At 67.5% G+C, this 20474-nt stretch carries 15 protein-coding genes; 13 read left to right on the top strand and 2 right to left on the bottom strand.

Going from position 1 to position 20474, the window contains the following annotated elements:
- Positions 1 to 12: 12 nt before the first annotated feature.
- Both trpS and ACTNFK_RS11845 read right to left on the bottom strand, forming a co-directional pair.
- Positions 13 to 1023 carry a tryptophan--tRNA ligase gene (trpS, locus tag ACTNFK_RS11850; RefSeq protein WP_435936580.1) on the bottom strand — a complete coding sequence of 337 codons (1011 nt, stop codon included), beginning with the start codon at positions 1021 to 1023 and terminating at the stop codon, positions 13 to 15.
- Between the two features lie 76 nt (positions 1024 to 1099).
- On the bottom strand, positions 1100 to 1957 hold the full coding sequence (locus ACTNFK_RS11845; protein WP_435936579.1) for an exodeoxyribonuclease III: 858 nt from the start codon (positions 1955 to 1957) through the stop codon (positions 1100 to 1102).
- A gap of 174 nt (positions 1958 to 2131) precedes the next feature.
- Between ACTNFK_RS11845 and glpK the strand changes: the two genes are divergently transcribed.
- The 13 genes from glpK to ACTNFK_RS11780 all read left to right on the top strand — a co-directional run bounded on the left by glpK (position 2132) and on the right by ACTNFK_RS11780 (position 20462).
- Positions 2132 to 3682 (top strand): glycerol kinase GlpK, encoded by a 1551-nt coding sequence (gene glpK, locus ACTNFK_RS11840; protein ID WP_435936578.1) that lies wholly within the window; start codon positions 2132 to 2134, stop codon positions 3680 to 3682.
- A gap of 56 nt (positions 3683 to 3738) precedes the next feature.
- On the top strand, positions 3739 to 4953 hold the full coding sequence (locus ACTNFK_RS11835; protein ID WP_435936577.1) for a pyridoxal phosphate-dependent aminotransferase: 1215 nt from the start codon (positions 3739 to 3741) through the stop codon (positions 4951 to 4953).
- Positions 4954 to 5091: 138 nt separating this feature from the next.
- Positions 5092 to 5550: a 23S rRNA (pseudouridine(1915)-N(3))-methyltransferase RlmH gene (locus ACTNFK_RS11830; protein ID WP_435936576.1), complete on the top strand. Its 459-nt coding sequence runs from the start codon at positions 5092 to 5094 to the stop codon at positions 5548 to 5550.
- Positions 5551 to 5811: 261 nt separating this feature from the next.
- Positions 5812 to 7854 (top strand): serine/threonine-protein kinase, encoded by a 2043-nt coding sequence (locus ACTNFK_RS11825; RefSeq protein ID WP_435936575.1) that lies wholly within the window; start codon positions 5812 to 5814, stop codon positions 7852 to 7854.
- 175 nt (positions 7855 to 8029) lie between these two features.
- Positions 8030 to 9106 (top strand): phosphate ABC transporter permease subunit PstC, encoded by a 1077-nt coding sequence (gene pstC, locus ACTNFK_RS11820; protein WP_435936646.1) that lies wholly within the window; start codon positions 8030 to 8032, stop codon positions 9104 to 9106.
- Positions 9106 to 10440, top strand: coding sequence for a phosphate ABC transporter permease PstA (pstA, locus tag ACTNFK_RS11815; RefSeq protein ID WP_435936574.1), 1335 nt, complete (start codon positions 9106 to 9108; stop codon positions 10438 to 10440). The genes pstC and pstA overlap by 1 nt, the downstream gene beginning before the upstream one ends.
- Entirely contained in the window at positions 10441 to 12072 is a 1632-nt protein-coding gene (gene pstS / locus ACTNFK_RS11810) for a phosphate ABC transporter substrate-binding protein PstS (RefSeq protein ID WP_435936573.1), read from the top strand.
- The gene (locus ACTNFK_RS11805; protein ID WP_435936572.1) at positions 12072 to 14696 is read left to right on the top strand and encodes a hypothetical protein; all 2625 of its coding nucleotides are present in this window, start codon (positions 12072 to 12074) and stop codon (positions 14694 to 14696) included. Before pstS ends, ACTNFK_RS11805 begins: the two co-directional genes overlap by 1 nt.
- Positions 14697 to 14811: 115 nt before the next feature.
- Positions 14812 to 15927 (top strand): substrate-binding domain-containing protein, encoded by a 1116-nt coding sequence (locus tag ACTNFK_RS11800; protein WP_435936571.1) that lies wholly within the window; start codon positions 14812 to 14814, stop codon positions 15925 to 15927.
- Between the two features lie 35 nt (positions 15928 to 15962).
- The gene (locus tag ACTNFK_RS11795; RefSeq protein WP_435936570.1) at positions 15963 to 17336 is read left to right on the top strand and encodes a hypothetical protein; all 1374 of its coding nucleotides are present in this window, start codon (positions 15963 to 15965) and stop codon (positions 17334 to 17336) included.
- Positions 17337 to 17527: 191 nt separating this feature from the next.
- Positions 17528 to 18694, top strand: a complete 1167-nt coding sequence (locus ACTNFK_RS11790) for a COG1361 family protein (protein WP_435936569.1) — start codon at positions 17528 to 17530, stop codon at positions 18692 to 18694.
- Positions 18691 to 19503, top strand: a complete 813-nt coding sequence (locus tag ACTNFK_RS11785; RefSeq protein ID WP_435936568.1) for a hypothetical protein — start codon at positions 18691 to 18693, stop codon at positions 19501 to 19503. The genes ACTNFK_RS11790 and ACTNFK_RS11785 overlap by 4 nt, the downstream gene beginning before the upstream one ends.
- Complete coding sequence (locus tag ACTNFK_RS11780) at positions 19500 to 20462, top strand: sortase (protein WP_435936567.1); 963 nt, start codon at positions 19500 to 19502, stop codon at positions 20460 to 20462. Before ACTNFK_RS11785 ends, ACTNFK_RS11780 begins: the two co-directional genes overlap by 4 nt.
- Positions 20463 to 20474 lie beyond the last annotated feature (12 nt).

Below are 20474 nucleotides of genomic sequence, written 5' to 3'. Positions count from 1 at the left end.
CTCGGCGGGGGGCTACCGGTGCAGCAACCCGATCCGCTCGTAGACCGTGGCGAGGGTGCGGCTCGCGACCTCGTTCGCGCGATCCGCGGCTCCCGCGAGCAGGCGGTCGAGCTCGGCGCGGTCGTCGAGCAGCTCCGCGGTGCGGGCGCGCACGGGGGCGAAGGTCTCCTCGACCACCTCGACCAGCGACTTCTTCAGGTCTCCATACCCGCGCCCGTCGAACTCGCGCTCGAGTGACTCAATCGAACGCCCGGTCAACACCGCGAAGATCGTCAGCAGGTTCGACACCCCGGGCTTCGCCGCGCGGTCGTAGCGGATCTCGCCGTCGTCGTCGGTCACCGCCCGCATGATCTTCTTCTTCGTGACATTGGCGGGATCCAGCACCTTGATGAGGCCCGCCTCGCTCTCGGCGGACTTCGACATCTTCGAGGTCGGCTCCTGCAGGTCGTAGATCTTTGCGGTGTCCTTCTGGATCTGCGCCTCGGGCACGGTGAACGTTGCCCCAAACCGGCTGTTGAAGCGGGTCGCAAGGTCGCGGGTCAGCTCGACGTGCTGGCGCTGATCCTCGCCCACGGGCACGGCATCGGCCTGATACAGCAGGATGTCGGCGGCCATCAGAATCGGGTAGGTGAACAGCCCCACCGAGGCGGTGTCTGCGCCGTAGCGCTGCGACTTGTCTTTGAACTGCGTCATGCGGCTCGCCTCACCAAACCCAGTGAGCGTGTTCAGCACCCACGCCAGCTCGGCGTGCGCGGGCACGTGTGACTGCACGAACAGGGTCGACTTCGCGGGGTCGATGCCGGCCGCGATGTACTGTGCCGCGGTCGAGCGGGTGCGCTCAACGAGGTCTGCCGGATCCTGCGGCACCGTAATGGCGTGCAGGTTCACGACGCAGAAGAACGCATCGAAGCTCTCCTGCATGTCGACCCACTGCGTGAGCGCGCCGATGTAGTTGCCGAGGTGCAGTGAATCACTCGAGGGCTGCATCCCTGAGAAAATAACGGGCTTGGTGTTCTCGCTCATGGTGTTCAGGCTTTCTGGCGGCACTGCCGCTCACGGTGTGGGGGTGGATCGCCAGGCGATCCACCGGGTGAAAGATTTAGGCGCGGTAATCGACCACGACGGGGGCGTGGTCGCTCCAGCGGGTGTCGTAGGAGGGGGCGCGGTCGATCGCATAGTGTGCGACGCGCTCGGCGAGGGGCGGTGTGACCACGTGGTAGTCGATGCGCCAGCCCGAATCGTTGTCGAAGGCCTGCCCGCGGTTCGACCACCAGGTGTAGGGGCCGGGCACCTCACCATGCCATCGGCGACCGATGTCGACCCAGCCCAGACCCTCGCCCGCGCTCCCGTCAACGCCCACGACGCTCTCGCCCGCGACGCCGAAGAAGCGGTCGAAGTAGGCCCGCTCGCGCGGCAGGAAGCCCGCCCGCTTCACGTTGCCCTTCCAGTTCTTAATGTCGAGCTCGCGGTGGCCGACGTTCAGGTCGCCGAGGATCGCGACGTACTCGCAGGCTGCCTGGAGCTGGCGCATGCGCTCGCCCATGGCATCGAGGAACGCCCACTTCGCTTCCTGGCGGGGAGTGTCGACCTCGCCCGAGTGCACGTAGGTGCTGACGACGGTGACAGGCGTGCCCCCGAGGTCGAAGTCGGCCTCGAGCCAGCGGCCAGACGACTGGATGGTCTCCTGCGCGTCCTCCGCGCCGAGGCGCTTGCGATACCCGGTCGCGGGCACGCGGCTCGCGATCGCGACACCCGCGCGGCCCTTGATGTCGCACGGGTCGTGCAGGAGGTGCCAGCCCTCGCCGAGGAGCTGCTCGAGGTGGGTGTCGTCGGCGCGCACCTCTTGCATCGCGAGCACGTCGACGTCGCGGGCATCGAGCCAGTCCCCCATGCCCTTGCGGAAGGCGGCACGGATGCCATTCACATTGACGGAGGCGACGCGCAGGGTTTCGGCCATGGGCGCCAGTTTACTGCGCTCGCGAGACCCCCGCCCCCGGCCTCGCCGACCCCGTCTCCAATCAGGTTGGGCGCAAGTGGCTGCTTCCGTTGTCCGGAAGCAGCCACTTGCGCCCTACCCGCGATGAGGTCGCGGGAACCTCGAACCGCGGAGGCGGCCGCTAGGCTTCGATGCATGGCAGCAGCGACGCGAGACCACATCGTGGCGATCGATCAGGGCACCACTTCCACCCGGGTAATCGTGTTCGACCGCGAGGCGCGCGAGGTCGCGACCGCGCAGCGCGAACACCGCCAGATATTCGAGCGGGCCGGCTGGGTCGGCCACGACGCAACCGAGATTTGGCACACCACACAGGCGCTGCTGCGCGAGGCGCTTTCGGCGGCCCGCATCGGGGCGGATCGCATCGCCGGCCTGGGCATCACCAACCAGCGCGAGACGACGGTCGTGTGGGATGCCGCAACCGGAACACCCGTCGCCGACGCGATCGTGTGGCAAGACACTCGCACGCAGCCGATCATCGATGCGCTCGCCGCCGACCATCCGCTCGGCACCGAGCGCCTGCGGCAGATCACCGGGCTGCCGCTCGCGAGCTACTTCTCGGCGAGCAAAGTGCGCTGGCTGCTCGACGAGGTGCCGGGTGTCGCCGAGCGCGCGGCGCGCGGCGAGCTGCGCTTCGGCACGATCGACTCGTGGCTCGTCTACAACCTCACGGGTGGTGCGACGGGCGGCGGGATCCACATCACCGATGTGACCAACGCCAGCCGCACCCTGCTGTGCGATCTTGAGACCCTCGACTGGAGCCAGGAAGCCCTCGATACCTTCGGCATTCCGCGGGAGATGCTGCCGAAGATCGTCTCGTCGTCGCAGGTGCTTGGCGAGGTCCGCGGCGTGCCCGGGCTTGAAGGTGTGCCGATCGCGGGAATCCTGGGCGACCAGCAGGCGGCGACCTTCGGGCAAGCGGCGTTCGCCACGGGCGATGCCAAGCACACCTTCGGTACCGGCGGGTTCTTGATCGTGAATACGGGGGAGCAGCCGGTGCGCTCGCGCAACGGGCTCCTCACCACCGTGGCGTATCGCCTCGGCGACGAGGCCCCCACCTACGCGCTCGAGGGCTCGGTCGCGGTGGCGGGTTCGCTGCACCACTGGCTGCGCGACAACCTCGGCGTGCTGCGCGACAGCACCGAGATCGAGGGGCTGGCGGCGAGCGTGCCCAACGCGGGTGGGGCGTTCATCGTGCCCGCGTTCTCGGGGTTGTTCGCTCCACGCTGGCAACCCGATGCCCGCGGCGTGATCGTTGGGCTTACCCGCTTCGTGACGCGGGCGCACCTGGTGCGCGCGGCGAGCGAGGCCTGCGCGTACCAGACCGTCGAGGTGATCGACGCGGCGGCGGCAGACACGGGTGTCGCCCTGACCGAGTTGAAGGTCGACGGCGGCGGATCCGCCAGCGACATGATGATGCAGTTTCAGGCCGACATGCTCGGTATTGACGTGGTGCGCCCCCAGGTGCTCGAGACCACCGCGCTGGGTGCCGCCTTCGCCGCCGGCCTCGCCACGGGCGTGTGGGCGGGTAAACACGAGCTCAGTGCGCTGGTGCGCGAGGGGCGTCGCTGGTTGCCAAGGATGGACACGGTGGATCGCGAGCGCCTCCTGCGCCTCTGGAACAAGGCGGTCGAGCGATCGCTTGACTGGGTCGACGACGACACCCGGGCGCTCGCCGGCGCGTAGTCGGTCTGGAACCGGGCGTGTACGCGATCCACTCGCGCGAGTGAAATAATCTTTACGTGCGCGCCATCACTCAATCCAGCAAGCTCAGCGGGGTGCGCTACGACGTGCGCGGCCCGATTCTCGAAGAGGCCGAGCGACTCGAGCGCGAGGGGCATCGGATCCTCAAGCTCAACATCGGCAACCCGGCCCCGTTCGGGTTCGAGGCACCGCCCGAGATCGTGGAGGAACTGCGACGGGTGCTGCCCGAGGCGCAGGGGTATAGCGACTCGCGTGGCGTGCTGGTGGCCCGCGAGGCCGTGGCCGACTACTACACCGGCATCGGGATCACGGGCGTCGAACCCGAGCACGTGTACCTGGGCAACGGGGTCAGCGAACTCATCTCCCTGGTGCTGCAAGCGCTCGTGAGCAACGGCGACGAGGTGCTGGTGCCCGCGCCCGATTACCCGCTCTGGACCGCGCAGGTCACCCTCTCGGGCGGGCGCGCCGTGCACTACCCGTGCGACGAGCAGAACGGGTGGATGCCTGACCTCGCGGCGATCGAGGCGCTCGTGACCCCGCGCACCAAGGGCATCGTGCTCATCAACCCGAATAACCCCACCGGGGCCGTGTATTCGGCCGAGCTCGTGCGGGGGTTCGCGGCGCTTGCCGAACGGCACGGGCTGGTGCTGCTCGCCGACGAGATTTACGAGAAGGTGCTGTACGAGGGGGTGCACGAGCATGCGGCCCGGCACGTCAACGAGACGCTGTGCCTGACATTCAGTGGGCTGTCGAAGGCGCAGCGCGTCGCGGGGTACCGCTCGGGGTGGGTCGTCGCCTCGGGCGACCTCGAGCTCGCGATCGACTTCCTCGAGGGGCTCACGCTGCTCGCCAACATGCGCATGTGCGCCAACGTGCCGGCGCAGTACGCGATCCCGATTGCGCTGTCGCACGAGTCGTCGATCGGGGCGCTGTGTGGGCCGGGCGGGCGGTTGCGCGAGCAGCGCGACGCGGCGCACCGGTTGCTGACCGCGATTCCGGGTGTCACCTGTGAGCTTCCGGGTGGGGCGATGTACCTTTTTCCCCGCCTCGACCCGACGCGCTACCCGATCGAAGACGACCAGGAGTTTGTGATCCACCTGTTGCGCGCGACGAGTGTGCTGGTGACGAACGGCCGCGGCTTCAACTTGCCAACCCCCGACCACCTGCGGTTCGTGACGCTGCCCCGGGTGGATGTGCTGACCGAGGCGATCGGGCGGGTGGCCGAGTATCTCGACACCGTGCGCGTCGACTAGCGATGGGTGCACCGTGAGTGTTCGCGTCATCGCGATCGGCAAGAGGCTGCACGCTGGAGCTCAGAGCGAGACCCATTTCTGGCTCTCGCCGCGACGCCAGTGCCGAGTGCCTCTGGCGCTCGGAAGGGATGTGGCTTCATGACGGTACGAGTGCTCGCGATCGGTAAGAAGCACGAACCCTGGGTCGACGGCGGTATCGCGCGCTACGAGAAGCGCCTGCGCAAGCCATTCGACGCGTCGTGGCTGCTGCTGCCGCACTCGTCGCGCGAGGGTGATGCGGCGCGGAGCGAAGAATCCGAGCGGGTGCTTGGCAAGATCGGCGCGGGAGAGTTTCTTGTGCTGCTCGATGAGCGCGGCAAGAATGTCGATTCGCCGAGGCTCGCCCGCACGCTGCAGGCGGCGTTCGATGCGGGGCGGCAGGTGTCGCTGGTGATAGGCGGGGCCTACGGCGTCGACGATCGAGTGCGACAGCGGGCCGACTTCGTGTGGAGCCTGTCGCAGCTCGTGTTTCCCCATCAGCTGGTGCGGCTGATTGTCGCCGAGCAGCTGTATCGCGCGCAAGAGATTGCCGGGGGTCGGCCCTACCACCACGTGTAGGGACGTGCGGATCGCGCTCGCGCTTCCCCGCGGCAGGGTGCGAGTGCCTGATCCACGCAGCCTGATCCGCCAAGCCTTCTCGGAATAGGGGAGGATGCGACAGAAACTGCGGTTCTGAGCGTTCCAGAATCGAACTTTCTGTCGCCTCTTCTTCTGCCTGTTCTTCTGCCTCTTCTGTGGCCTCTCCAGCGGTCTCTTCTCCCGGCTCTTCCCAGGGCGGCGGGCGCGGATCACGGTTGCGCTTCCCCAGGCAGGGCGCAAGTGGCTCGTTCACTCGTGGTGAAGCAACCACTCACGCCCGACCTGTTACCACGCGGCAACCTCCCGTCTACCTCGCTCACGTACCCTCGACGCGTTGATATCAACTGGCGCGAGAGCGGTACCCGAATGACGGCGAGCGAGGCGAAGGTGGATCTCGCGTTCGGCAGGTTCGAGCTCGTGCGTGAGCTGGGGGCCGGCGGCACCGCCACCGTGTGGGAGGCCCGCGAGCGGGTGACGGACGCTCGCGTGGCGCTGAAGGTTCTGCGCGCAGAGCTCTCGCGATCCACTGTGGATCGCCAGGCCTTTCTCGCCGAGGCGCGGTTCGTGGCGCGCGTGCAACACCCCGGCGTCGTGCGCATCATCGACTGCGGCGAGGCGGAGCTTCCCGGGCTGCCGCCGCAGGCCTGGGTCGCGATGGAGGTCATCGAGGGGCGCACTCTGGCCCGGCACGTGCGCGATTCGGGGCCGCTCAGCGTGGCCGACGCGCTCGTGCTGGCCGAGTCGCTGCTCGATGCGCTCGACGCCGTGCATCGCTCTGGCATCGTGCACCGTGACGTGACCCCTGCCAATGTGATGGTGAGCGTCGCGCCCGGCCAGCCGCTTGACCCGGCGAACGTGCGGCTGTTTGACTTCGGTCTCGCGGGCCCGCCGGGTGCCACCGCCTCGGCCAGCTTCGCCGCACCTGCAGTACCTGCCATACCTGACGTGCCCGCAGTGCCTGCCGCAGTGCCTGCCGCGACCCCCGCGACCCCCCCGACTACCGTGCCCGCAGCGAGCCCCGTGCCCGCCTTCATATGGGGGAGCGCGCCGTATCTCTCGCCCGAACATGCTTCCGGATCGCCCATCTACCCGGGTGCCGATCTCTACCAGGCGGGCGGGGTGCTTTACTTCGCGCTCACCGGGCGGGCCCCCTTCGAGCGCGAGAACGCCGAAGCTCTCATGCTGGCTCATGTGAACGACCCGGTGGATCCGCCATCGCTGCACCAGCCGGACCTTCCTGAGCGAGTCGACCGCCTCGTGCTGCGGGCCCTGCGCAAGTCGCCGCACGAGCGATTCGCCACGGCGCAAGAGATGCGGTGGGCGGTGCGCGACACCAGGATCGCCCTGCTGGAAAACGAGGTGGTGACGGCGCAGCTCGTGCCCGTGCCGCTGCCCGCGCAGGGGCTGGAGCAGGGGCTTGGCAAGGGGCAGGGTCGAGCACTGAGGCCGGGGCCGGGCGCACCCGCATCGGCGGGAGCGTGGGGCGGCAGCACGGGTGGGCGACAGGCATTGCGCGCGTCGCGCCCGGGGTCCCGCCTCCTCCTCCTAGGTGGCGCGGCGCTCGTGGTGATGGCGCTCGTCGTGGGTGGGATCGTCGCCATGATCGGAGGCCGCGATGCCCCCCGGGTCGAGGCCACGAGCTCCGAGCCGCCGAGGCAGGCTGCGGTGGTTGTCGAGCCCGAGCCCACCGTCATTGCCCCGCGGCTGGTCGCGGTGCCGGACCTCATCGGGCGCACTCTCGCCGAAGCGCGCGCCCTGCTCGAGGCCGCCGGGCTCACGGTGGGGGAGATCGCGACCAGCAATAGCTCCGCGGCTGCTGAAACCGTGGTGTCCATGGCGAATCCTGCGGGAGCTCGCGTGGCACCGGGTACCCCGATCCAGCTCACCATCGCTTCGGGGTGGAACGCGGTGCCGACCCTCGCCGGCCTGACCGAGGCGGAGGCGCAGTCGGCGCTCGCTGCCGCGGGGTTCTCCGGGGCCGCAGTGCGTGCCGCTCAGGGAGGCATAGGCAATCAGGGCAATCAGGGCGGCTCGGGAAGCCAGGTTTCTCCCACCTCCTCCGCTACCCCGCTCGTTACGGCCTCGCTCCCGGCGGCGGGCACCGTGGTTCGCCTGGGCTCGCAAGTGACGTTCACGCTCGGTACTCAGGTGACAGCGCCGCCCCCAACTCCGGCTGACCCTGGCGACCCCATCAGCCCGTCCGACCCCACTGACCCCGTCGACCCCGCAGACCCGGTCGACCCCGCAGGCCCGCCCGATCCCACTGATCCGACCGGCCCGTAAACACGCGGCGTACCCCCAAGTGTTCACCCTTCGTTAGCGGGTGTTTCCCATAACCGCGACTCCCGTTCACGGGGCACTCCTAGTCTCAGGAAGGGCGGCTTCCAGGGTGCGGTGATACAGACCTGCAACAGCGCAGCCCCATGACTTCGAAACAGAAAACGAGAACCGGGTGCCCATGAAGCGAGAGCGAGACGAGCTCGATGAGCTGTTCGCATCCTCCGAGGGGCGGACGGCTTTGGGCGCCCCTGACGTAGTCGCAGGATCCGCAGCCGAAGACGGCGATTCCCCCCGCAATCTGAAGTCGCGACCGTCGATCTCCGATCTCGTGTTTCGCTCGAGCGCGTTCACCGCGGGCATCATCACGGTGTCCACCATGCTGGCCGTCGGCGTGTTCCTCTCGATTCGCGCAGCCGACGCGATCGGGGTCGCCGGCTTCTCCTTCCTCACCGAGCAGCAGTGGTCGCCCGAGACGCAGACCTTCGGCATCCTGGCGATCCTCTCGGGCACCATCACGATCGCCCTGATCGCGATGGTGGTGTCGGTGCCGCTCGCGCTCGGCACTGCACTCCTCATCTCAGAGGTCACCCGCGGACGCGTGCAGCAGTGGCTCATCACGCTCGTCGACCTCATGGCAGCGGTGCCCAGCGTGGTATTCGGCCTCTGGGGTGTGTTCTTTCTGCAGGCCAACGTGATCCCGGTGGCCCAGTGGATCTCCACATACTTCGGGTGGATCCCGATCTTCGCGGTGACCGGCGATAACGGGGAGGTGCTCACCGAGGCCAGCGCCTTCACCTCGTCGGCATTCATTGCGGGCATCGTGGTCGGGCTGATGGTGGTGCCGACGCAGACCTCGGTCATGCGCGAGGCCTTCTCGCAGGCGCCCGCGGGTGAGCGCGAGGCGGCGTTCGCGCTCGGTTCGACCCGCTGGGTCATGATCAGCAACGTCGTGCTGCCTTTTGGCCGCGGCGGCATCATCGGCGGCACCATGCTCGGTCTCGGGCGCGCGCTTGGCGAGACCATCGCCGTCTACATGATCATCTCCCCGATCTTCGTCATCAACTGGCAGGTGCTGAAGACCGGCAGCAACTCGGTGTCGGCGCTCATCGCGCTGCGCTACGGCGAGGCGAGCGAGTTCGGCCTCTCGGCGCTGATGGCAGCCGGCCTCGCCCTCTTCCTCATCACCCTGGTCATCAACTTCACGGCGTCGTCGGTCGTAGCCCGGTCGCGCTCCGGCGCTGAGAGTGAGGCGTGATGTCGATCCCCAACACCACCGACCTGCTCGAGCCGCTGCCGTCCGCCGCGGCAGCACCCGTGCCCGACGCCGCCGCCGAGGTGGCTGACGCACCCACGCCCGCGCGGGTGCTGTCGACGCACATCCCGGATCCGTCGGGCATCGAGGAAGGGCCGAAGCGCACGCTACGCGGGATCCGCCTCGAAGAAGCCTTCAACATCTTGGGCGCGCTGGCTGCCGCGATGGCGACCGCCACCCTGCTTTTCGGGTGGATCGCGCCGCTCACGGGGCCGGTCGGCTGGTTTCTCGTCACCTTCGTGGGCTTCATCGGCATCTACGCCTACCTGGTGAGCCTCACCTCCGACCGGCAGGCGGTGATGGATCGCGTCGCGACCGTGCTGCTCGCGAGCGCCGGGGTGATCCTCGTGGGTGCCCTCGTCTTCGTCGTGATCTACACGCTCGGCCGCGGCCAGGAGGCGCTTCCCCACCTCAACTTCTTCACGCAGACCATGGAATTCTCGGGTCCGCTCGATCCGCTCACCGAGGGCGGCATCCTGCACGCGATCGTGGGCACGCTGATCCAGATCAGCATCGCGCTCGCCATCACTATCCCACTCGGCATCGTGACCGCGCTCTTCCTGAACGAGGTGGGCGGCAAGTTTGCGCGGTTCGTGCGCACCATTGCCGACGCGATGACCGCGCTGCCCTCGATCGTCGCTGGCCTCTTCGTGTACGCCGCCGTGATCGTGCTGATCACGCAGCAGCGCTCGGGCTTCGCGGCGGCGATCGCCATCACGGTGATGATGCTTCCGATCGTGATCCGCACCTCTGATGTGGTGCTGCGACTCGTGGCGGGCAACCTGCGCGAGGCCGCGTATGCGCTGGGCGCGAGCCGCTGGCGCACGGTCTGGCACGTGGTGCTGCCGACGGCCCGGTCGGGCCTCGTGACCGCCGTGATTCTCGGCACCGCGCGTGGCATCGGCGAGACCTCGCCGGTGCTCCTCACATCGGGCGTGACGGCCGTGGCGAACTTCAACCCCTTCGAGGGCCCGATGATCTCGTTGCCGCTGCAGGTGTTCGACTTCGTGCGCTCGCCCGAACCCAACATGATCGCCCGCGGGTTTGGTGCCGCCGCGGTGCTGCTGCTGCTGGTGCTCGCCCTGTTCGCGATCGCTCGCGTGATCGGCGGAAACGGTGCGGGGCAGCTTTCGCCTCGCCAGCAACGGGCCGCGACCGAGCGCTCCAAGCGCGACGCCCTGCGCATGGCGACGGCGGGCCATCGCCGCGAGCAGCAGGCCGCTGCTGCGGCCAATCCCGAGCAGATTCGACTCATTCCCGACACTGAGGAGCAGTAAGTGATCACCCCCCGCAAGCGTTCGCGGCTCCGCCTCCTCGCGGCCTTCGCCGCCGCCCTCACCGTGGGCACCCTCGCAGTGCCGGCGACGGTCGGCGAGACCACACCCGCGCAGGCCGCCTACGAGCCCATCACGGGCACCGGCTCGACCTGGTCGCAGAACGCGCTCGACCAGTGGCGCCGCAACGTGGCGAGCAACTACGGCATGACGGTGAACTACTCGGGCGTGGGCTCGTCGGCGGGTCGCCGCGACTTCATCAACGGCTCGGTCGACTTCGCGGTGAGCGAGATCCCGTTCCAGTTGAGCCCGGAGGATGGCTCGGCACCCGAGGTGCCGCCGCGCGGATTCGCCTACATGCCGATCGTGGCCGGTGGCACGTCGTTCATGTACAACCTGAAAATCGGCGGCAAGCGGGTCACGAACCTGCGCCTGAGTGGCGAGACGATCACCAAGATCTTCACGGGGGTCATCACCAACTGGAGCGATCCACAGATTCAGGCCGATAACCCGGGCCTCGCCATGCCCGACAAGGGCATCGTGCCGGTACTGCGGTCGGACGGATCGGGCTCGAGCGCCCAGTTCACCATGTGGATGTCGAAGCAGCACCCCGCCCTGTGGAACAACTTCTGCGCTTCGGTGGGCCGGGCGACCCCGTGCGGCTTGACTTCGCAGTACCCCGGCTTTGGCGGAGCGAAGCTGCAGAACGGCTCCTCGGGCGTTGCGGGCTACGTCAGCCAGGATTACGGCGAGGGCGCGATCACCTACGTCGAGTACTCCTACGCGCTCGAGGCTGGCTACCCGATCGCGAAGGTGCTCAACAGTGCCGGGTACTACATCGAGCCGACCGCGCAGGCGGTGGCGGTGGCCCTGATGCAGGCGCAGATCAATCAGGATCCTGGGTCAGCCGAGTATCTGACGCAGATTCTCGACGGCGTCTACAACAACGCCGACGCGCGCTCGTACCCGCTGTCGAGCTACTCGTACATGATCGTGCCCACGCAGGTCGGCGGAGTCTTCACCGCGGCGAAGGGCAGTGCGCTCGGCACTTTCGGCAACTACATGCTGTGCGAGGGTCAGCAGCAGGCCGAGGCGCTCGGCTACTCGCCGCTGCCCATGAACCTGGTGCTCGCGGGCTTCGATCAAATCAAGCGGATCCCTGGTGCCGAGGGCACCAGCGTTGATGTCAACGTCTGCAACAACCCGACGTTCAAGCCTGGCGACTCCCCGTCAAATAACCAGCTCGCGCTGGTGGCGCCGATGCCAGCTGACTGCGACAAGGCCGGCCCCAACCAGTGCACCACGGGCACCGGCGGTGCCACGGGCATCGAGACCGCGGTCACCGGTACTGGTGCGGGCGGTGCGGCGACCGGCGGCCAGGCGGCGACAGCGGCGGCCACTGCGGGTGGCGCGGCTGGTGCGGCCGCCGTGTACGACGAGTACGGCAACCTGATCTCGGGCGCCGGTGGAGCGATGGGCGGCGCGGTCGCGTCTCCCTTCACCCTCGCGGTGGGCGGCTGGGGCGGTCGCAACACGCTCATGCTCGTGGCATCTGCACTGCTGCTCGCGGCGATGGTCGTGCCGCCGCTCGTCTGGCCGCGCATGAAGCGCAAGGGCACGGTGGTGCCGTCGTGATGCGCAGCAGGCTCTTCCCCATTCGCTCGGTCGCGGCGCGCGCGGCCACCGTCGGCATCGTGACCGCGGTGCTCGTTGGTACGGCCGTTGGCGCCGCTGGCACGATCCTGCAGGTCGATCCGGCGAGCGCGAACGAGACGGCGAGCGCAGTGACACTGTCGAACGCAAACGATGCGCTCAACCCCGAGGGGGCTCCCTTCCCCGATCTCCAGGTCACGATCTCGCAGACGAAGGATCTCGTCTCGCAGGGCATCCGCGTCACGTGGACTGGTGGGAAGCGCTCCTCGCCGCCCGCGAGCACCGTCGGCGGGGCGAACTTCCTGCAGATCGCGCAGTGCTGGGGCGAAGATCCAGAGAATCCCGGCCATCCCGACCGGCGCACCTGCCAGTACGGCGGCACCCTCGGGTGGGGATCCACCCGCGATGGCAATACCGAGTTCGAGAGCGTGGCCGAACAGGATTTGCGCTTCACCGCCCCGGCGCTCAGCGAACTCCAGCCCACCTACACCGGCATCCCCTTCGTGGCGGTGAACGCCGAGAAGATCGTCGATGAGACGCTCGCTCCCGCGGACCGCGTCGTGAGCGCGCTGAAGTGGAACGAGACCACGCAGACCCTGGTACAGCGGCTGGGTGCCGACTTCGTCGACCTCAATACCAACCCCTTCTTCACTGAGTACACCACCAATGAGGTGCGCTGGGCCCCCTCCGGGCTTGACGGCTCGGGCTCGGTGCCGTTCGAAGTGCAGACCGCGATGCAGTCGCCGGGGCTCGGGTGCGGTACCCCCGAGTCCGATGCCGCGACCGGCGCGGTCGCCGGGCAGTCGTGCTGGCTGGTCGTCATTCCGCGTGGCACTGGTGATTCGGGCGCGCCGAACATCGAGCGCTCGGGCCTGTGGTGGGACGCCTGGGAGCATCACCTCGCGGTGAAGCTCGATTTCAAGCCGCTGGGTGTGCGCTGCACGATCGGTGCTCCTGAGCGCCAGCTGGCCGGCAGTGAGCTCATCTCGGCCGCCGTCTCCTCGTGGCAGCCGAAGCTGTGCGCCGGGGAGAGCGGTGCGGCATTCGTGCTGGGCATGGGCAACGAGGCGGATGCGCTCGTGAAGGCGAGCAAGACCGCTGCGAGCCCCCTCGCGCTGAGCTCCTTCCCGCTGAATACCGAGGTCGCAGGGGTGGACCAGGATCCACTCGCCTACGCACCCATCGCGATCGCCGGTGTCGCGATCTCCTTCTCCATCGATCGCGAACCGCACCCGCAGAACGCCACCGCAGACGAGAAGCTGCTCGCCCGCCTGCCGATGTCGGAGATGAAGCTAACGCCGCGCCTCGTCGCCAAGCTGCTCACCGCCTCGTACCGCGACGCGCTGCCCTCGGGCACCGATCTCACCCACATCGGCTACGAGAGCGGTGCGAATCCGGGCAAGAATGCCCGCACGATCATCCAGGATCCGGATTTCCTGCAGCACAATGGCGGACCCGACGGCGAGTGGGCGCATCAGATCGTGGTGGGCGCCTCAGTAGCCGACGCGCTGCTGCCCTCGGGGCGGTCCGATCTCGCGACGCAGCTCTGGAACTACGTCAAGTCCGACCCCGAAGCAGCCGCCTGGCTGAACGGCACCCCCGATGAGTGGGGCATGGTGGTGAACCCCTGGTACTCCACCAATACCGAAGTGAACCCAAACGGGGTGCCCTTCAACCTGCCGCGCGACAACTTCCCGAAGGCGGATCCGGTGGAGAAGGCCGACACCACGGTGACCGACCCGGCCAACGGCACCGGTGCGGTCAACCTCGTCACCTTCCGCCCTTACACGCACGATTTCGAGAACGGCGCCTACGACACCCTGCGCGGCGACGGCTTAATTCTGGGCGAGTGGGATCGCTTCAGCACCCCGCAGAAATATCGCAAGCAGGCCCGCGAGCTCTTCGGCAGCCAGAAGGTGATCGCCCTCACCACGACACCGGCGGCTGCGCTCTACCAGACTGTCACCGCCTCGCTGCGCAACCCCGCCGGCCAGTTCGTGGCACCCACGCCCGCGAGCTTGGCGGCCGGCGCGGCGGCGATGGTTCCGAATGCAACGCAACCGAAGGTGCTCGGCATCGACTTCACCGCCTCGCAGGCCAAGGGAGCGACTACCGCCTACCCCTTGACCATGCCGGTTTACGCGGCGCTCAACCCCCTGCAGAGCGATGCGCAGCTGCGTGCGACCTACGCGAACCTGATCCGTTACGCGGTGCAGGAGGGGCAGACCCCGGGCACCGATCTTGGGCAGCTGCCACCGGGCTACACGGCGTTGCCGGGCTCCTGGATCGCCCAGGCCGTGGCGGCCGCCGGTGACATCGAGCAGGGTGTCACGCAGGTGAAATCGGCGAGCACATCGACGGCCGGTGCGTCGAATCCGGCGCCCCGCGCATCGGCTCCTGCCGCGGTTGCCGCGGCAACCGCGGCGCCAACGGTTGCGGCGGATCCCGCAGCCACCGGTGCCGGCACCGGCGCGCTAGTGGGGAAGCCCACGCCAGAAGACCCGAAGATCGGCCCCGTGGCCGCTGCCGTGCCCGCGGGATTGACCGCTGGCCTTGCGGCAGCCGCGGCGGTTCCACTGATCGGGCGGATTCGGAGGCGGGCGTGATGCGCGTCACCCTCCGCACAAGACTTGTGCGACCCGCGGTAGGCGAGCCGCACAAGACGCCAGCCCGCTCGGGCCAGCGTTGTTCTCCCAGCACTCCCCAAAGACAAGGAACACCGTGAAGAACAGCAAAAAGTATATCGCGGCGGCTGCCGCGTTCGGCGTGGCCGCGACGCTCGTCGCGATCGCTCCCGCAGCACACGCCGAGCCCGTGGCCGACGGCTACGTGGTCGTCGGATCCGACACCCTCCAGGACGTGCTCAACGGCCTGGTCAATGGCACCAACATCACCGGTACCAATGTGCGCATCAACGGCTCCAGCGTTGCGCTCTCCAGCTTCGACGCCATCGGCGGCGCGGCGAACATTCAGACCAAGCCCTACGGCCCGGTCTTCGGCCGCCCGAACGGCTCAGGCGACGGCGTGAAGGCGCTCAGCCGTTCAATCGATGGCGCCAGCTTCGACTCGGCGACCCCCGGCGACATCGGCGCCGTCGTAATCACCGGCCAGGTCGACATGGCTCGCTCCTCCTCCGGCGGCACCCAGAACGCGAACGGCGGGCTGCTCTACGTGCCCTTCGGTCGTGATGGACTTTCCTACGCGCACAACAGCACAAATGTGGCCTTCGACAACATCGACCAGGCCACGCTGAAGGGCATCTTCGAGGGCACCATCACCACCATCAACGGCAGCCCCGTTGTGCCGGTGATCCCGCAGGCAGGCTCGGGCACCCGCAAGGACTTCATCTCGAAGATCGGCTCGACCGAGGCCGCTGTGCAGGGTCAGGTCAACGCCGGTGTGGTGAAGGTCGGGCAGGAGCACGACACCCGCGCTCTGCAGGACGGTAGCCCGATGCCGGCGAACTCGGTCACCGCGATGTCGGCCGCGCAGTGGGTCGCGCAGAACACTGGCGCAGGCCAGGATCGTCGCGGGGCGGGCTTCAAGATCGGCTCACCGATCGCCGGCGTGCCCGCCGTTACCGGTGAAGGCGCCGCGATGGTGCCGAACGCGGCGTTCTACGCCGATTCGACCTGGGGCCGCAACACCTTCGTCATCGTCGAGAACGCCCGCGTCACCCCGGGCGACGCGAAGTACGATCCGAAGCTCGCGAACCTCGTGAGCAGCGGCAAGCTCGCGAACCACACCGCACTCCCCACCTCGGCCGGCGCCGTGAAGCAGAAGTACGGCTTCCTCGCTCCGAGCACCACCACGGCGTTCCGCGTCAACCTCTCCTAAGCGCGATACTCAAGACAAAGGACTCTGACACCACCATGACTCTTGCCACCAAGTGGAAGGCCGCTGCAGCTGGCCTCCTCACGCTCGCACTGCTCGGGGGCTCCACGGCCTCCGCATACGCAGCGCCCGGTGATGTGCTGAACCCACAGCCCAACGCCTCCGAAGGCGGCCTCTTCATCTTCGACGGCATGACCGGCGATCCGATCAGTGATCCCGCCCACGTGTTTGACCGCTTCGATCCAATCATCGGCTCCGGCAGCCCAACGGAACTCTTGGGGCCCATCCTGGGCACGCCGGCGAACACCACCGCATCGACGAACGCGTACACCTTCATCGCCTCCGAGGAGAATGTGCGCGCGAACGGCGTCATCCTGTGGAACACGTACACCCTGGCAGGCCTCGTCGGCGGCCAGGCAAAGGGCGCGAACCTCACCCCAGGCGACTCCATGTTCGGCAACGGAACCGGCGTCGACGGCATCTTCAACAACGTCGGCGGCACCTACTACATGGGTGTGGCCTACACGAAGAACGATGGCGTAACCGTCGACTCGGCGATCTACCGCACGATGACGATCCTCGCGAACAACAAGTTCACCCTCGCCCCCGTCGCGCTCGAGGAGTCGGTGACCCCGCCTACCCCGGTCGCTCCGATCGAGGCGGATCTTGCGGCCAACCCCGGCAAGCAGGTCGCGAACCTCGTTGCTCCGGTCGTGGCAGATGCAACGACCCTCACCATCGATGCGGGTGTGGCGAACGCCAACAAGACCCTCAACGTCGGCGCGTACTCCACCTACACCGATCTCGGCACCGTCACCCTCGATGCCAATGGTCAGGGCACGGTTGACGCGAGCGTTTTCGCCGACAACTCGGCGCACACCCTCGTGCTGTGGGAGGCCGACGGCACCCTCGTGGGCTTTGGCACGTTCCAGATGAACTACGTCTCGGTGCTCACTGGTAGCAACCCGGTCACCGTCGATGTCACCACCTCGAAGAAGTTCGAGCTCATCGCCCCGGCCGCCGGCACGATCGACCTGGGCGACGTGCGTCGCAACCAGACCACCTCCCCGGTGGCACTGGGCCAGTTCACCGTGATCGATGACCGCGAGACCAAGCTTGGCTGGAACCTGAACGTGTCGGCAAACGACTTCGTCAGCGGCGCGAACACGATTGGTCAAATCGCCCTGGGCTACAACCCGGTCGCGGTTGGCGCGTTGCCCGGCGGAATCTCTGTGGGCAACGCCAAGGTTGCCGGTGCTGGTGTCTTCGGTACGGCGTTCTCGGGTGCAGCGGGCTCGTCGACCGGTGAAATTGGTCAGGCGTTCAATCTTGACCTGACCTTCAAATCGCCGATCGATGCTCCCGTCGGTACGTACACCTCGACCGTGTCGCTCGACCTGGTCTCGAAGTAAGCAGCTGCAGACCTATCTAGCCATAGATAGTTAGCACCTGTGTGGGAGAGGCTCCCAGAGAGCTTCTCCCACACAGTGTGTGAGCCCGGTGTGTGCTGGCACACGATGTGTGCCAGCGATCCACATCTTCGATACTTGCCCCGTTTCATCTCGAACGCGCGTCTCCGGCGCCAGAACGAAGAGCTACTCACGTGAATTCCGCATTCTCCCCGGCACTCCTCGCCTCTCGCGCGGCCTCAGGCATCAGGCGCCTCCTGCTTGCGGCCCTGCTCGCGGCGGTGACGATCTCGGGGGTCGTTCTGGCCGCACCCACCGCGGCTCTCGCCGAAGACACCATCGGAATCTCGGGTCAGCCCGCCGGTGCAGACGGTGCGCCGGACGGCCGCACGCGTTTCAGCTATGCCGCCGATCCCGGTCAACAGCTCAGCGACCAGTACTTGGTCAGCAACGCCGGCAGCTTGCCGCAGACATTCACCATTCTCGCGACCGACGCCTTCAACGACGATGCCGGCGACTTCGCACTCAAGCCCACCGAGGAGGCTCCCACCGATCTCGGTTCGTGGGTGCGCTTCGAAAACGGCGATAGTCGAATTCAGCTCGAATTGCAGCCTGGGGAAAGTCGCCTAGTACCTTTTACCGTCGCGGTGCCCGACAACGCCGCTCCGGGTGACCACTCTGGGGGCGTCGTCGCTTCCGTCGTCACCCCCGAGGCTCAGGTCAAGATTGACCGCCGCCTCGGCACTCGCATGTATGTTCGCGTGTCAGGCGAGATCCAGACTGGCCTTGCGGTGGGCAAACTTACCGGCGACTACTCGGGTGAGTGGTGGAACCCTCTCACCGGCACCCTGAAGCTTTCCTACACCGTCGAAAATATTGGAAATATCGCTCTCGCCTCAAACGTGTCGATCGGTGCAAACACCTGGTTCGGGATCCCGCTGTCCACACAGGTGGGCGACGCAATTCCCGAGCTCCTCCCCGGCGGCACTCGCACGTATGAGACGACTGTGCCCGGCATCGCGGCCTGGGGGTACCTGAACCCGTGGGTGAAGCTCAACCCGTTCGTCGAGGGCGACGATGCCACCAAGCGCCTGCAGGTTCAGGCAACCACGCGTGATGCCGTCGTCGTAGCGATGCCCTGGACCGTGCTGATCCTTCTCGCACTGGTCGCGCTCTTTATCGGCTTCCGCTTCTGGCGACGCAAGGTTGACGCACAGCGTGCCGCGGCGTGGATCGAATACACCGAGGCTGAGGCGCTCCGCAAGGCCACCGCCGAGCGTGCCTCTGGCGCGGATCCACTGGTTACCAGTAGCACCGGCTCACTCGCCTCTCGGGGCGGCACCGATGAGAGGCAGGCATGACGAACCACCAGACATTGTCACGGGGATCGCGAGCCCTCTCGCGCGGCTCGCTCACCGCCCGAGTCGCAACGTTCGCCGCGCTGGGCCTGATGCTGCTCGGCAGCCTGGGTGCCGGCATGAGTGTGCTCGGTGCCGGGCCAGCCCACGCGAATGACTCCGAGGATGGCCTGGTGGTCGAAATCGTCGACCCAACGCCCACACCGACACCTACCCCGACACCCACTCCCGCCGCTCCCGCTCCGCAGACCCCAGCACAACGGGCCGCCACGGGCACAAACACCACCCCGGCCGCGCCGTCGATAGCGCAACAAACGCTGAGCGACCCCTCCGTGGCCGACGCCGCGCTCGGCACCCAGAGCGAGTCGATGGCCGGCCTCCTGTATGTCAGCGCGGCCCAGACACGGTCGAGTCTCACATTTCACCCGAGCGGCGGCCCGGTGAGTGTCGTGCTGTCGATTCGCAACGTCGCCGGTGAAACGATCGACGGTGACGCGAGATTTTGGATCTCGACCGCATGGGGCTGGCAGATGTCCGAAGTCGTCGAGGAGGAAGTGCTCGCGCTCGCCCCGGGCGAAACGCGGGAGCTCACTGCAACCATTCCCGGCCCCGGTCAGTGGGCCTTCTACCAGGCGCACGCGGAGTTCATCCCACCGACTTCCGTTGATGGGGTGGATCTGAAGCCCATCATCCGCACCGAGAACACCCTCATCTTTCCGCTCTTCACCGTGAGTATCGCCACGATCGCTGGACTCGGGATCGGCGCGTACTTCTGGTGGGCCCGCTCTCGTCAAGGAGTGCTCCCCGAATGACGATCGACCAGGCCGAGCAGATCCTTCCGAGAGCAGCGGGTGGATCGCAGCCCCCGCGTCCGCCGAAACCGCCGCGGCGCCCGCCCGAGCCCCCCAAGCCGCCGATCGAGCTCTCGAGACGTGAAACCATCCTGCGCAGCGTCATCGCGATTATCGCGATCATGCTCTTGAGCTTTGGCATCAACCTGTTGCTCTTCAGCCACGTGCAGTACCTCTCGCACCAGCAACAGCTCACCGACCACTTCCGCGCGCAACTCGCCGAGGGCGTGGCACCGGTGAGCGAGGGCGATGTCGACGATGTGCTGCTTCCCGACGGCGCTCCGGTGGCGGTGCTCACGATCCCGAGCATCGGGCTCCGAACCGTCGTGGTCGAGGGCACCTCGAGCGGCGACCTCATGATGGGCCCCGGTCACCGCCGCGACACCGCCCTGCCCGGGCAGGCCGGCGTGAGCGTCATCATGGGCCGGGCTTCCGCCTATGGCGCGCCTTTCAGCCGCATTCAGGATCTGCAGCCGGGGGACACCTTCACCGCGACCACCGGCCAGGGCGAACACACCTTCGAGGTGATGGGCCTGCGCTACGCGGGCGATCCCTCGCCTGCGCCGATCACCGCCGGTGAAAGCCGCATCGTGCTCGAGACGGCGCGCGGCCTGCCCTACGCTCCCACCGGCGTGGCCCGCATCGACGCCAGACTCGTCGGGGAGGCCCTGCCGAACGGGGCGCGGCAGACGAACTTCATGACACTGCCGCCCGAAGATACATCCCTTGCGACCGACACCACCACCGTGTGGGCGCTTGTTTTTGCCCTGCAGGTGCTCATCGTCGCCGAGATCGCGCTGATCTGGTCGGTGCGACGCGTCGGCACCCGCCAGGCGTGGACCGTCTTCCTGCCCGTCGTGCTGCTCACCGGGCTCATCATCACCGACCAGGTGATGCGCCTGCTTCCCAACTTGCTGTAACCACAGAGAAAA

Source organism: Leucobacter fengyongliangi, assembly GCF_052386045.1.
This window is presented reverse-complemented; position numbering and strand designations above follow the sequence as displayed.

Coding starts and splice junctions, on each gene's coding strand:
- ACTNFK_RS11845 (WP_435936579.1), bottom strand. CDS start 1,957: ATGGCCGAAACCCTGCGCGTCGCCTCCGTCAATGTGAATGGCATCCGT.
- ACTNFK_RS11805 (WP_435936572.1), top strand. CDS start 12,072: ATGCGCAGCAGGCTCTTCCCCATTCGCTCGGTCGCGGCGCGCGCGGCC.
- pstC (WP_435936646.1), top strand. CDS start 8,030: ATGAAGCGAGAGCGAGACGAGCTCGATGAGCTGTTCGCATCCTCCGAG.
- pstA (WP_435936574.1), top strand. CDS start 9,106: ATGTCGATCCCCAACACCACCGACCTGCTCGAGCCGCTGCCGTCCGCC.
- ACTNFK_RS11780 (WP_435936567.1), top strand. CDS start 19,500: ATGACGATCGACCAGGCCGAGCAGATCCTTCCGAGAGCAGCGGGTGGA.
- trpS (WP_435936580.1), bottom strand. CDS start 1,023: ATGAGCGAGAACACCAAGCCCGTTATTTTCTCAGGGATGCAGCCCTCG.
- glpK (WP_435936578.1), top strand. CDS start 2,132: ATGGCAGCAGCGACGCGAGACCACATCGTGGCGATCGATCAGGGCACC.
- ACTNFK_RS11795 (WP_435936570.1), top strand. CDS start 15,963: ATGACTCTTGCCACCAAGTGGAAGGCCGCTGCAGCTGGCCTCCTCACG.
- ACTNFK_RS11830 (WP_435936576.1), top strand. CDS start 5,092: ATGACGGTACGAGTGCTCGCGATCGGTAAGAAGCACGAACCCTGGGTC.
- ACTNFK_RS11785 (WP_435936568.1), top strand. CDS start 18,691: ATGACGAACCACCAGACATTGTCACGGGGATCGCGAGCCCTCTCGCGC.